The sequence below is a fragment of the Streptomyces venezuelae ATCC 10712 genome, assembly GCF_008639165.1.
Lineage (GTDB): Bacteria > Actinomycetota > Actinomycetes > Streptomycetales > Streptomycetaceae > Streptomyces > Streptomyces venezuelae.
This window is the reverse complement of the sequence record NZ_CP029197.1, coordinates 7,849,395-7,862,418: the sequence shown is the minus strand read 5'-3', so window position 1 is coordinate 7,862,418 and position 13,024 is coordinate 7,849,395. Positions and strand designations below refer to the sequence as shown.

Annotated in this window: 10 protein-coding genes; 4 read left to right on the top strand and 6 right to left on the bottom strand. The window is 75.0% G+C overall.

The genetic code is table 11. The features are described from left to right. Positions 1–12 precede the first annotated feature (12 nt). The 3 genes from DEJ43_RS35805 to DEJ43_RS35795 all read left to right on the top strand — a co-directional run bounded on the left by DEJ43_RS35805 (position 13) and on the right by DEJ43_RS35795 (position 4,775). Complete coding sequence (locus DEJ43_RS35805) at positions 13–2,055, top strand: DUF8189 domain-containing protein (protein ID WP_015038342.1); 2,043 nt, start codon at positions 13–15, stop codon at positions 2,053–2,055. Positions 2,056–2,544: 489 nt separating this feature from the next. After that, positions 2,545–3,354: a serine/threonine protein kinase gene (locus DEJ43_RS35800; protein WP_181399415.1), complete on the top strand. Its 810-nt coding sequence runs from the start codon at positions 2,545–2,547 to the stop codon at positions 3,352–3,354. Beyond that, complete coding sequence (locus tag DEJ43_RS35795) at positions 3,351–4,775, top strand: serine/threonine-protein kinase (protein ID WP_015038340.1); 1,425 nt, start codon at positions 3,351–3,353, stop codon at positions 4,773–4,775. Before DEJ43_RS35800 ends, DEJ43_RS35795 begins: the two co-directional genes overlap by 4 nt. 85 nt (positions 4,776–4,860) lie before the next feature. On the opposite strand, the gene DEJ43_RS35790 is transcribed toward DEJ43_RS35795, so the two are convergent. From DEJ43_RS35790 to DEJ43_RS35770, 5 genes are read right to left on the bottom strand one after another with little or no spacing between them, the layout of a single operon-like run. Continuing rightward, positions 4,861–5,673, bottom strand: a complete 813-nt coding sequence (locus DEJ43_RS35790) for an ABC transporter ATP-binding protein (protein WP_078508827.1) — start codon at positions 5,671–5,673, stop codon at positions 4,861–4,863. Then, entirely contained in the window at positions 5,640–6,650 is a 1,011-nt protein-coding gene (locus DEJ43_RS35785) for an ABC transporter ATP-binding protein (RefSeq protein WP_015038338.1), read from the bottom strand. The genes DEJ43_RS35790 and DEJ43_RS35785 overlap by 34 nt, the downstream gene beginning before the upstream one ends. Positions 6,651–6,655: 5 nt before the next feature. Continuing rightward, entirely contained in the window at positions 6,656–7,525 is an 870-nt protein-coding gene (locus DEJ43_RS35780; RefSeq protein ID WP_015038337.1) for an ABC transporter permease, read from the bottom strand. Beyond that, a complete protein-coding gene (locus DEJ43_RS35775; RefSeq protein WP_015038336.1) occupies positions 7,522–8,475 on the bottom strand; it encodes an ABC transporter permease in 954 nt (317 codons plus the stop codon). The genes DEJ43_RS35780 and DEJ43_RS35775 overlap by 4 nt, the downstream gene beginning before the upstream one ends. Beyond that, positions 8,472–10,109 (bottom strand): ABC transporter substrate-binding protein, encoded by a 1,638-nt coding sequence (locus DEJ43_RS35770; protein WP_015038335.1) that lies wholly within the window; start codon positions 10,107–10,109, stop codon positions 8,472–8,474. Before DEJ43_RS35770 ends, DEJ43_RS35775 begins: the two co-directional genes overlap by 4 nt. Before the next feature lie 141 nt (positions 10,110–10,250). On the opposite strand from DEJ43_RS35770, the gene DEJ43_RS35765 reads away from it, so the two are divergent. Next, positions 10,251–11,369 carry a LacI family DNA-binding transcriptional regulator gene (locus DEJ43_RS35765; RefSeq protein WP_015038334.1) on the top strand — a complete coding sequence of 373 codons (1,119 nt, stop codon included), beginning with the start codon at positions 10,251–10,253 and terminating at the stop codon, positions 11,367–11,369. Here DEJ43_RS35765 and DEJ43_RS35760 read toward each other — a convergent pair. Next, complete coding sequence (locus tag DEJ43_RS35760; protein ID WP_015038333.1) at positions 11,336–12,970, bottom strand: amidohydrolase; 1,635 nt, start codon at positions 12,968–12,970, stop codon at positions 11,336–11,338. The two genes, DEJ43_RS35765 and DEJ43_RS35760, sit on opposite strands and share 34 nt — an antisense overlap. Positions 12,971–13,024 lie beyond the last annotated feature (54 nt).

Sequence of the window (13,024 nt, the reverse complement as noted above, 5' to 3'; positions counted from 1 at the left end):
CTGGAGGGACTCGTGCTTCCGATCAGCAGACGGAACCTGCTGCACGGCATGGCCGGGGCCGCCGGGCTCCCGCTCCTGGGCCTCGGCCGGGCCGGGGAGGCCGCCGCCGCCGCGGCGGTCGGGGACGACCCGGCCCCCCGGTGGGTCGGCGCGGAACCCTTCGCGTACGTCTACGACCCCTCGGACTCCGGTGGCCCGCGCTACCTCAACGACCACACCCTGGTCCACGGGCGGGGCCGCTGGCACCTGTTCTCCATCGTCGGGGAGAGCGCGCCGCGCGGCGAGGCCCCCGACAGCGCGGCGGAGATCTCCTTCGCCCACGCCTCCGCGCCGAGCCCGCGCGGGCCGTGGACGAGCCACGCCGACGCCCTCACCGTCGACCCTGCCTACTTCGGCGAGGAACACCTGTGGGCGCCGCACGTCGTCGAGGCCGACGGCAGATTCTGGATGTTCTACGCGGCGGGCGGCGAGGGCGGTGCCGCGATCAACCTCGCCACCTCGGACGACCTGTTCACCTGGACCCGCGAGCCGTCCGGCCCGCTGTTCCGGGGCCGCGCCGCGCGGGACCCGATGGTGCTGCGAGTCGGCGCCGAGTGGGTCATGTACTACACGGAGCTCTCGGACGCGGGCGGGCACCACGTCGTGGCGTACCGGCGGTCCGCCGATCTGCTGCGCTGGAGCGAGCCGGGGGTCGCGTTCACCGACGCGAGCACGGACGCGACCGTCTCGGTCACCGAGTCGCCGTGCGTGGTCCGGCGGGACGGCTGGTACTACCTGTTCGTGGGGCCGCGGGGCGGCTACGAGGGCACGGACGTGCTGGCGTCCCGGGACCCGTTCCGCTTCGAACTCTCCGGGTACGCCGGGCACGTGCCCGGTCACGCCGTCGAGGTGACCGCCGACGGGGACACGTGGTACGCCAGCGCCGCGGGCTGGTTCCGCAACGGGCTGTACGTGGCGCCCCTGGTGTGGCGGGACGGCCCGGCCCCCTGGCAGAGCCCCGACAACCCGGTGGCCGGCCTCGACGTGCGCGGCCGGCTCACGGTGTTCGCGCTCGACGCGGCCGACCGCTCGATGCTGCGGCGCGTCCAGCTCGACCCGTACGGCGACGGCTGGTCGGAGTGGGAGCGGTTCGGCGGCCCGGCCGGCGCGGTCCCCACCCTGGGCCGCGACGCCGACGGCCGCCTCGAGGTCTTCTCGCTCGCCCCCGGCGGCGTCAATCTGCACCGCAGGGTGCAGCGGTCGGACGGCGGCTGGCACGACTGGGAGGAGTTCGGCGGCCCGGCGGGCGCCGCCCCCGCCGTCGCACGCGACGCGGCCGGCCGGCTGGAGGTCTTCGCCCTGAGTCCGGGCGGCGGTGCCGTCGCGCGGCGCCGCCAGGCGTCACCCGGGTCCCTGGCCTGGGACCCCTGGCAGCCCGGCTTCGGAGCGGCGGCGGGCGCGCCCCCGGTGGTGGCGGCGAACGCCGACGGCCGCCTGGAGGTGTTCGCCCTGCTGCCCGGCGGCTCCGGGATCGTGCACCGCTGGCAGGAGGCCGCCGCCGGGCCGTGGACCGCTGACTGGCATCCGTACGGCACGGCGGCGGGCGCCGCGCCCCGGGTGGCCGGGGACGGCAGCGGTCGGCTCTCCGTGGCCGCGATCGGGCCGTCGGGCGTCGGGACCTTCGTCCGGCGGCAGGCCGTGCCGAGCGGTGGCTGGGGCGGGTGGCTGCCGCTGTTCGGCTGGAGCGCCGCCGCGCCGCTGTTCGCGGCCAACGACGACGGCCGCCTGGAGGCGTTCTCCCTGGCACCGGGCGGCGCGCGGCTCGTGCACCGCTGGCAGGTGGCTCCGGGCGGGGAGTGGAGTCCGGGCGGGGAGTTCGGCGAACCCGGTCTGCGGCTGGCGGCCACCCCCACGGCCGCCCTCGACGTCACCGGACGCCTCCACGTCTTCGCCGTGACCGCGTCGGGCGGGGTACGGACCCGGGTGCAGGAACGGCCGAGCGGCGGGTGGCGGCCGTGGGCGGCGTTCGGCGACCGTGCGGTCGCGCCCCTCGTGCCGGGCGGTCCCGCCTGGTGACCGGAGAGTACGGATCGCGCCATCGGAAGGGGGGACTCCGCCTGCGGTACGGGCCGTGAACCTCCTCCGGCCCGGCTCTCCGGCCCCGCGCCACGGTGACTTTCCCCACCTTGAACTGCCTCTCCCCCGGCAGCCGCTCCGCGCCCGGGAGGCGCGGGGCGCGCGGGCCGGCCTTCGGCGGCGGCGGCCGGTGTCCGCCGGGTGCCGAGGTCACATCTCCGGACGAACGGCCCGCCGGCGGCCCGGAAACAGCCCCACATAGCGGCTCATGTCACAGCGTTACAGTGACCTGGCCGGGGCGGGAGCCGTCCGCCGCCGAGCGCGCCGAGGGCGGAGCGCTCCGGGCGGCTCGTCGTACCTCCGGCGGCGACGCCCCCGGCACCCGCGCGGGGCACCCGGGCGAGGTGGCCAAAGTACGACGGTGAACTCCCCCTACGGATGAGTATCGTTCGGCTCGACCGACGCGTACGGCTGGGGGACGGGGGAACGGTGAGCGGCGTAGTCATCCATCTGCCGCAGGGAAGCGGTGGCGCCGAAGGCGGCGAACCGCCCGGTGACGCGGTGACCCTGCGGCTCGGCCCCGGCGAGGTCGCCCGCTTCGGACGGGGCTCCGCCACGGTCCCCGTGGAGCTGCTGCTGGCCGACCCGGCCATCTCGCGGCTGGCCGGGGAGATCCGGGTGACCCACGACCACTGGCAGCTGACGAACTACAGCACCAGCCACAGCTACCTGGTGGAGAACCCCGAAGGGGCGGGCGAGTACCTGCGCATCCCGCCCCGCCGGGTCGGCGCGCCCATCCCGTTCGAGTTCTCCCGCGTGGTGCTGCCCACGCGCAGCGACGCCACCATCGCCTTCCAGGTGTACGCCCCCGACCACGTCTTCCTCGACCCCGAGGCCATGGACGTCCCCTGGGGGAACAGCACCGTCACCGCGTACTCCCTCGACGAGACCGCCACGTACTTCCTCGTGCTCCTCGCCCTCTGCGAACCGCGGCTGCGGGACCAGTCCCGGGTGGCGGTCCCCACCACTCCGCAGATCGTCGAGCGGCTCAGGGACCACCCCGCCTGCGGCACGCTGACCGCGCGGGCGGTCAGCTCGCACATCGACTACCTCGCCGAGGAGAAGCTGCGCATCGCGGCCCCGGACACCGGCGAGACCGGCAAGGCCGACCGCCGCAACGGCAAGCGGGAGGAGATCGTGGGCCTCGCCCTGCGGTTCGGGCTCGTACGTGAGGAGCACCTCGCGCTGCTGCCGCCCCAGACGGGAGCCGGAGGGCGGGAGCGGCAGGCCGGATCATGACCTCCCCGGACCGCCCCGGCGCCCCCACCGCGAGCGACCGTACGGATGTGCTCGCGGCGGGCAGCGAGGTGGGCGACTGGGTGGTGACCCGGCTGATCGGCTCCGGAGGCTGGTCGACCGTCTACGCGGCCCGGCCCGCCGACGCGGCCGCCGGCTCATCGGGCCCCGCCGAAGTCGCGCTCAAAGTCATGCCGACGGCCGGGCTCGCGCCGCGCCAGGCGCGCAGGATCATGGAGTCCGCCCGCCGCGAGGTGGACCTCGGCAGCAGGGTCGGGCATCCCCGGCTGATCGGCCTGCGGGAGTCGTTCGTCCTCACGGCGCCCGACCGGCCCGCCCTGGACGGCGCGATCGTGCTCGTGATGGAACGGGCCGTCGGCAGCCTGCGCGAACTCATCGACGCCGGAGTGCCCGAGGCCGACCGCGGCCCGCTGATCGCCGGGATCTGCGAGGGGCTCGCCCATCTCCACGGCTCGGGCTGGGTCCACGCCGACCTCAAACCGGAGAACGTCCTGCTCGGCGAGGACCGCTCCGTGAAGCTCTCGGACTTCGGCCTCGCCACCGAACTCACGGGGACACACGGATACGTGCCGCCGATGGGCACCCTCGACTACCTGCCGCCCGAGCGCTGGCGGGCGCCGCTCGGCGAACTCGGCGTGCGGGTGCGGCCGTCCGCCGACATCTGGGCCCTGGGCATCGTCATCCACGAGGTGTTCTCGGCGGGCGGCTCGCCGTTCTCGGGGGCGACACCCGTGGCGCGCGGCGCCGCCGTGCAGGAGTACGCGCAGGGACGCGCCCCGCTGCGGATGGACCACACGGTGCCGCCGTTCTGGCGCGCGCTGGCCGCCGACTGCCTCGCCCCGAACCACGCGGCGCGCGCGCCGCACACCGCCGAGAGCCTGCTGGCCCGCATCGCCGCGCACCAGGACGCGACCGGAGCGGGTACGGGGGCGGGGTCGGGGCGGCGGCGGGGCCGGGCCCGGACCGCCGTCCTCGCCACCGCGCTCTGCGGCGTCGCCGCCGCCGCCCTGTGCTCGGACGCGGCCCGAGGGGGCTCGTCCGGGCCGCCCGTCCGGGTGGGCGCGCCGGCCGGCACCGTCCGGGTGTTCAACGCGGAGCGGAGCTGCCGGGAGCGGGCCGATCGGGCCGCCGGGTGCAGTCTCGGCCTGGCGGTCGATCCCCTGCGGGCGTACACGGCGGACAACGTCGTCCCGACTCGGGTGTGGCACGACGACGTCTTGGCGGCCGACTGCGAACTGCCCGACGGGCAGCCCATCATCGACGAGGAGGCCCGGTGGTCCACCCGCTGGTTCCGGGTCCGCCTCCCGGCCGGTTCCGCGCCCCCGACGGCCTGGCTGCCCGCCGTGCGCACCAAGGACCGCCCGGCCCTGCCGCGCTGCCCGCGTCCCACGGCCGCGCGCTGACACCGCCCGGCGCGCGGTCCGTTCAGCCGCCGACGGCGTCGGGGCGGAGCGCGTCCGAACCGCCCGTCGCCCCGGGCGTCCGCCCTCAGCGGGCGCCGCCCAGGGGCCTGCCGCGCCGGGGCACGGAGTCGAGCAGCAGCCGGGTGTACGGGTGGTCCGGCGCGTCGAGCACCCGGTCCACGGGGCCCGACTCCAGGACCGCGCCCGACCTCAGGACGAGCACCTCGTCGGCGATGTGCCGTACGACCGCGAGGTCATGGGTCACGAACAGATAGCCGACCCCCGCCGCACGCCGGATCTCGCGCAGCAGATCGAGGATCTGCGCCTGGATCGACACGTCGAGCGCGGCGACCGCCTCGTCGAGGACCAGCACCCGGGGCTCCACCGCGAGGGCCCGTGCGATCGCCACGCGCTGGCGCTGGCCGCCGGAAAGACCGCGCGGCAGGGCGCCCGCCTCGCGGCTCCCCAGCCCGACCCGGTCGAGGAGTTCGGCGACCCTCACCCGGCGCGCGGCGGCGTCCAGGCCGGTGTGCAGCCGCAGGACCTCGTCCAGGCAGCCGCTCACCGTCACCCTCGGGTCGAGGGACAGATAGGGGTCCTGGAAGACCATCTGGATCTCCCGGGCCCGCGCCAGCCGCTCGGCGCGGCCCCGGGCGCGGGCCGAACGGTCGCGGCCGTCGAGGCGGACCGTGCCGCCGTCGGCGCGCTCCAGGCCCACGAGCATCCGTACCGTCGTCGTCTTGCCGCTCCCCGACTCGCCGACGATCGCCAGCGAACCGCCCGGCGGCAGGGTGAACGACACCCCGTCGACGGCCGTGTGCGTGCCGTACCTCTTCGTCAGCCGGTCGACCACCAGTCCCTCGGTCACAGGGTGATTCCTTCCTCGGCGCGGAGGCATGCGGCGAGTCCCCCGCCGTGCGGTGCCAGTGCGGGCTTCTCCTCGGTGCAGCGCGCCACCGCGTGCGGGCAGCGGGCGGCGAAGGAGCAGCCGGGCGGGGCTTCGGCGAGCGAGACCGGCCGGCCCGGGATGGGCAGCGGCGCGGGGGCGCCGGGCTCGATGCGCGGGGTGCAGGCGAGGAGTCCCGCCGTGTAGGGGTGGCGGGGCCGGTCGAAGAGCTCGGCGGTGGTCCGGGTCTCGACGATCCGGCCCGCGTACATCACGTACACCCGGTCGCAGATCGCCGAGGCCAGTTCCAGGTCGTGGGTGACGAAGAGCATCCCGGTGCCGCGCTCGGCCCTCAGCCGCGCCAGGATCGCGATCACCTCGGCCTGGGTGGTGACGTCGAGGGCGGTGGTCGGTTCGTCGGCGAGGAGCAGGGCGGGCTCGGCGGCGAGGGCGGCGGCGATGACGACCCGCTGGAGCATGCCGCCGGAGAACTGGTGCGGATAGCGGCGCAGGGCGCCGTGCGGGTCGCGGATGCCGACGGCGTCGAGGAGTTCCCCGGCGCGTGCGGCGGCCTGGCCGGCGGGGGTGCCGGCGGCGCGCAGCCCTTCGGTGAGGAAGTCGCCGACGCGGCGCAGCGGGTTGAGGGAGGCGCGCGGGTCCTGGAAGACCATGGCGACCTCGCGGGCCCGCAGCGCGGCGAGTTCCTTGGGGCGCATGCGGAGCACGTCCCGTCCCGAGACCCTGACCTGCCCGCTGGTGCGGGCGCCCGCGGGCAGCAGTCCGAGGACGCTCCGGCAGGCGACGGACTTGCCTGAGCCGGACTCGCCGACGAGCCCGACGGTCTCCCCCGGCCGTACGGTCAGGCTGATCCCGTCCAGGACGGGCCGCGCGGCCCGGTCGTCGGGGAGCCGGATGCCGAGCCCGTCGATCTCCAGGACGGGCGGCGCCGGTGCCGGTGGTGTCGGGGCGCCGTTCGCTGTCGACGTCATGGCGTTCACTTCTCCCGTCGCGCGATCCGGTCGGCGAGCCCCTCGCCGACGATTCCGAAGGCCACGACCGCGAGCACGATGCACGCGGACGGCGCCAGGGCGGGGAGCATCGCGCCCTGCAGGACGGCCCCCTGGCCCTCGTTGATCATGGCGCCCCAGTCGGCGGTCGGCGGCTGGACGCCGAAGCCGAGGAAGGACAGGGCGGCCAGGTCCATGAGCGCGTACCCGAAGTTCATCGCGGACTGGGCGAGGACGGTCGGCGCGATGTTCGGCAGGAGGTGGCGCAGGCACACCGTCCAGCCGGACCAGCCCTGCACCACGTACGCCTCGATGTACGGCCGCCGCTTCTCCTGCCGGGCGATCCCGCGCACCAGCCGGCCCACGTACGGGGTGTAGGCGACGGACATGGCGACGACGGGTGCGGTCATGCCGGGGCCGACGACGGAGACGAGCAGGATCGCGAGCATCAGCCCGGGGATCGCGAAGACGAGGTCCATCGAGCGGGAGAGGACCGCGTCGGCCCAGCCGCCCCGCCAGGCGGCCACCACGCCGAGCAGCACGCCGAGCAGGGTGGACACGCCGACCACGAGCAGCGGGCCGAGGAGCCCGGTGCGGGCGCCGTGGAGCAGCCGGGACAGGATGTCCCGGCCGGACTGGTCGGTGCCCAGGAGGTGGTCGCCGCCGGTGCCGACGAGGCTGGCGGCGAGGTCGAGGGCCTCGGGGTCGTACGGCGCGAGGACGGGGGCGAGCACGGCGACGAGGACGAGGAGGGCGAGCACCGCGACCGAGGCCGTGAACAGCGGGCCCTGGCCGAGGACGCGCAGTCCGCGCAGGCCCGGCCTGCGGTACGGCGCCGTGCTGAGGGTGGTCGTCATGAGGAGCCTTCCCCGGGGGAGAGACGGGGGTCGATGAGCGGGGCGAGCAGGTCGACCGCGAGGTTGACGAGGACGAAGGCCGCCACGCTGAGCAGGGTGACCGCCTGGACGACGGCGAAGTCCTGGGCGGTGACCGACTGCACGAGCAGCGAGCCGAGCCCTGGCACGTCGAAGGCGGTCTCCACGATCGAGGTGCTGATGAGGAGGCCGGCCAGCATGGTGCCGCCGACGGTGACGACCGGGCCAAGGGCGTTGCGCAGGACGTGCCGGCGGACCACCGTGCGGGCGGCGACGCCCCGGGCGCGCGCCACCTCGACGTGCTCGCGGCCGAGTTCGTCGAGCATCGCGGAGCGGGTGACCCGGGCGAGCAGGCCCGCGAAGGTGAGGGCGAGGGCGAGGGCCGGGAGGGTGAGCTGGTGGAGCCGGGCGCCGAGGCCGTCCGCCGCGCCGCCGCCGGGACCGGGGAACCAGCCGAGCTGGACCGAGAAGAAGGAGACGAGCACGATCGCGGTGACGAAGGACGGGGTGGCGGTGGCCACGCCCGTGCCGATGAGCACCGCCCGGTCGAGGAGGCCCGGGCGCAGCGCCGCGAGGATGCCGGCGCCGACCCCGAGGGCGGCGACGAGCAGGGCCGCGTAGCCGACGAGCAGGGCGGTGCCGGGCAGCCGGGAGCCGAGGAGGGCGGTGACGTCCTGGTGGTACTGGGCGGAGCGGCCGAGGTCACCGGTGAGGACGCCGCCGAGCCATTTCCCGTACTGGACGGCGAGGGGGTCGTCCAGGTGGTGCTCGGCGCGCAGGGCGGCCACGGTCTCGGGGGTCGCGGGGCGGCCGTGCAGCAGGAAGGTCACGGGGTCGCCCGGTGCCAGGTGGACGGCGCCGAAGACCACGATCGAGGTCAGGAACAGCACGGCCGCCAGGCCGAGGAGTCGCCCGAGGAGGAAGCGGGTCATGACTGCGCGGCCCCGATCGTCGCGGCCCAGGGGTAGTAGAGCTGGGCGATGCCGGTGGGCGCGCCGGTGACGCGCTTGCCGAGGAAGACCGAGTACGGCGCCTCGTACACGGGGATGACGGGGAGCTCGCGCAGGGCGATCTCCTGGAGCTTCGCGGTCAGCTCGGCGCGCTTGCCGGGGTCCGGTTCGGAGTTGGCCCGGTCGAAGGCGACGTCGAACGCGGCGTCGGACCACTTGCCGTAGTTCCCGAAGTCGCCGGTGCGCAGATACTGGTAGAACTCCAGCGGGTCCGGGGTGTTGTCGTAGCCGTTGGTGACGACCAGGTCGAGCCCCTCGCGGGCGGCCGGGTCGACGAAGATGCCGCTGTACGCGTCGGGTGAGACGGGCTTCAGCCTGACGTCGAGGCCGATCTGCCGTCCTGCCGCCTGTACGGCGTTGGCGACCACGCTGATCTCGGGGGCGAGCGAGCTGGTGGCGAGGGTGATGGTGCGGCCGGTGGCGCCGGCCTCCTGGACGAGCTTCTTGGCGCCCTCGACGTCGTACGCGGGCTCGGGGAGCGTGTCGAACAGGGTGGCGGTCTTCTCGGGGGCGAGCGCCCAGGCGCCGCGTGCGGCGGGTGCCTTGGCGGGGACGCCGACGCCGCCGGCCGCCGCCTTGACGATGTTCTTCCGGTCGAGGGCCATGGACAGGGCCTTGCGGACCTTGAGGTTGCCGAGCGGGCCGTGGAAGTCGAGGACGGCGAGGTTCGCGGCGGCGGTGTTGGGGCCGAAGAGGAGCGAGCCCTTCCCGCTGCTCCGCAGATGGCCGAGGGAGGTGGCGGGGACCATGTAGCCGCCGTCGGCGGCGCCGGACAGGAAGGCGTTGGAGCGGGCGGCCGGGTCCTCGACGAAGGTGAACTTCACGGATGCGGACTTCGGGACGAGCTTCTTGTCCCAGTAGGCGGGGTTCCTGCGGAGCGTGATGCTGTCGCCCTGCGCCCACTTCTCGAGGGAGAAGGGGCCGGTGCAGTTCAGGGAGCCCTTGGGGGTGCCGTAGTCCTTGCCCTGCCGGGCGAGGGAGGCGGCGCTGACGACGGTGCCGGGCGAGGCGGCCAGGAGTTCGTGGAAGAGGACGTCGGCCTTGCCGAGGCGGATCGTCACCTCCAGCGGGCCGGTCTTCTCCACGGAGTCGACGTTCTTGAAGGCGGAGCCCCAGGGGGAGCCGGTGGCCGGGTCCGTCTGGCGCGTGAGGGAGGCGACGACGTCGTCGGCGGTCATGGTGGTGCCGTCGTGGAACTTCACGCCGGGCCGCAGGGTGTAGACGAGGGTGCGCGGGTCGGGCCGGGTCCACTTGACCGCGAGTCCGGGTTCGATCCTCAGGTCGGGGGTGACCCGCAGCAGCTGCTCGCAGACGTTGGCGAGCACGGTGTTCGGCGGGTAGTCGTACGCGAGGGCGTAGTCCAGGGTGTACGGCTCGGCGTACAGCGACCAGGTGAAGGAGTCCAGTTCGCCCTTGGCGGCCGGGGAGGTCGGGGTGACGTCGAAGCCGGCACCTCCGCCGGCGCCGGTCTGCGGCCGGGTGGCTCCGGAGCAGGCGGTGAGGGAGGCCGCGAGCGCGGCGGTACAGACGAAGACGATGAATCCGGGCATGCGCATGCAGACCCACCCCTTTACGGGTGTTGTGTCGGGCACGGGAGGATGGAGCGAGTATTGATGCGGGAACGTTCCCGCACAAGAGTTCGGCCGGCTTTGCGGGAACGGTTTTGCAGAGGTCGGGAGGATGGCAGCATCGGTCCCATGACCGAAGCTTCAGGGCCCGGCGGGCCGCCCTCGCCCCAGGCCGGACGCCCCGCCCCGCGCGTCCGTCTCGTCGACGTCGCCCGCGAGGCGGGACTGTCCAAGACCACCGTCTCGGCGGCGCTCAACGACACCGGCCGGCTCTCCCCCGAGGTCCGGGAGCGGGCCCGCGAGACCGCGCGCCGGATGGGCTACCGGCCCAACGCCACCGCGCGGCACCTGCGCGCGGGACGCGCCCGGCTCATCGGCTACGTGGTCGGCGAACTGGCCGACGCCCCCTGGACCTTCCTGGAGTCGCCGTACTTCGCCCGGCTCACCGGGGCCACCGCCGCCAGCGCCCTCGGACGCGGGTACGCGATGGTGCTGCTGCCCGCCGGATCGCTGCAGAGCGAGTGGGCCGCGCTGCCCCTGGACGCCGTGGTCGTCGCCGACCCCGTCGCCGACGACCGGATCGTCGAAGACCTGGTCGCCGCCCGCATCCCGGTCTTCAGCGACCGGTCCGTGGAAGGCCTGCCGGAGGCCCACTGGGTGGACGTCGACGCGACCGCCGCCGTCCACCGGACCCTGGACCACTTCGCCGCCCAGGGGGCCCGGCGCCCCGCCCTCGTCGTCCCCGACAGCACCACCCGCTTCCACCGCGAGGTGTTCGCCGCACACCACGACTGGTGCGCGGCGCACGGGCTGCCGGAGCTGTCCGTACGGGCCGCCGAGCCGGGCAACGGGCCGGTCGTCCGGGCCGTCGAAACCGCCCTGACGGCCGGGCCCGAACGCCCGGACGCCCTGTTCGTGGTCGCCGAGGCGAGCCCGCCGCTGCTGCTGGAGGCGGCCCGCCGCCACGGCTACGACGTGCCCGGCGACCTCCTCCTCGCCTGTGTGAGCGAGGACGAGACCGCCCTGCACACGCAGCCGCCGGTGACGACGCTCAGCCTGCGCCCCGACGCGGTCGCCGAGGCCGGGATCGAACTGCTCGTGGCCGTCCTCGAGCACGGGCAGCGGGAGACCGGCGGGGTGCTGGTGCCGGTCCGGCTCGACGTACGGGCCTCGTCGGTGCGGAACCCCGGGACCTCGGGGGCGGCGGCGCGGTCTCAGTCGCCGAACACGAGCGCCCCGCCCACATAGGTCCGTTCCACCCGGGCCTCGGCGATCTCCTCCGGCGGCGCGGCCAGGATGTCCCGGTCGAGCACCACCAGGTCGGCCAGGTGGCCGGGGAGGAGACTGCCGGCGTCGTTGAAGCCGTTCACGTGCGCGGAGCCGGCCGTGTAGGCGGTGAGGGCCGAGAGGAGGTCGATGCGCTGCTCGGGAAGGAACACCCGCTCGTCGGTGGCCCCCGGTTCACGGCGGTTCACGGCGACGTGGACGCCCGCGAGCGGGTCGGGGCTTGAGACCGGCCAGTCGCTGCCCGCCACCAGGGTGGCGCCCGCCCGCAGCAGACCACCGAAGGGGTACTGCCAGGCCGCGCGCTCCGGACCGAGGAACGGAATGGTCAGCGTGTCCATCTGCGGCTCGTGCGCCGCCCACAGCGGCTGGATGTTCGCGAGGGCGCCGAGCGCCGCGAAGCGGGGCAGGTCGTCGGGGTGGACGACCTGGAGGTGGGCCAGGTGGTGCCGGTTGCCGCGCCGTCCGTTGGCGGCCACGGCGGCCTCGATCGCGTCGAGCGCCTCCCGTACGGCCCGGTCGCCGAGGGCGTGGAAGTGGACCTGGAAGTCGAGCGCGTCGAGCTCCGTCACATATTTCCGCAGGGCCTCCGGGTCGACGAAGCTGAGACCGCTGTTCGCGGTGGCGCAGCCGCAGCCGTCGAGGTACGGGGCGGTCAGCGCGGCCGTGAAGTTCTCCGCGATGCCGTCCTGCATGATCTTCACGGACCCGGCACGGAACCGTCCGTACGTCAGCTCCTCACGGCGCCGCACCAGTTCGGGAATCTGCTCGGCGCCGCGGTCCCGGTCCCACCACAGCGCGCCGTTCACCCGGGCGGTCAGGGAACCGTCCCGGGCCGCCGTCAGATAGGCGGTCGACGGGTCCGCCATGCCGTTGAAGTCGCCGAGCAGCGCGTCCTGCCAGCCGGTGATGCCGAGCGAGTGCAGCAGCTTCTGGGCCCGCAGCAGCCCCGCGAGCCGCTCCTCCGGCGTCCTCACCGGCACCAGGCGGGCGACCAGCGCCGTCGCGCCCTCCTGGAGCATGCCGGTCGGGAAGCCGTCCGTCTCCCGCTCCATCCGGCCGTCGGCCGGGTCCGGGGTGGCGGCGGTCAGGCCGGCCAGTTCGAGCGCCCGGGTGTTGGCCCAGGCCCCGTGGTGGTCCCGGTTGGAGAGCAGCACCGGCCGGTCCGGCACCACGGAGTCCAGCTGCTGACGGGTCGGCAGCCCGCCGGCGAACCCCTCCATCGACCAGCCGCCGCCGGTGATCCACTCCCGCTCCGGGTGCGCCTCGGCGTAGGCCCTGATCCGCTCCAGGCACGCGTCGGCGTCGACGACGTCGGTGAGATCGCACTCGGCCAGTTCGGCGCCGCCGCCGACCGCGTGGATGTGGGAGTCCTGGAAGCCGGGCAGCAGCATCCTGCCCGCGAGATCCACCACCTCCGTGCGGGGCCCGATCAGCTCCCGCACCTCGTCGTGGCCGACGGCGGCGATCCGCTCCCCGGTGACCGCGAGCGAGGTCGCCCGGCTCCGGGCCGGGTCCATGGTGAGGACGGGTCCTCCGGTGAAGACCAGATCGGCGTGAGGCATGCGGCGGCTCCCCTGCGGGTGTGCGCTGGCGGCGACGGGTGACGGTGACGGACG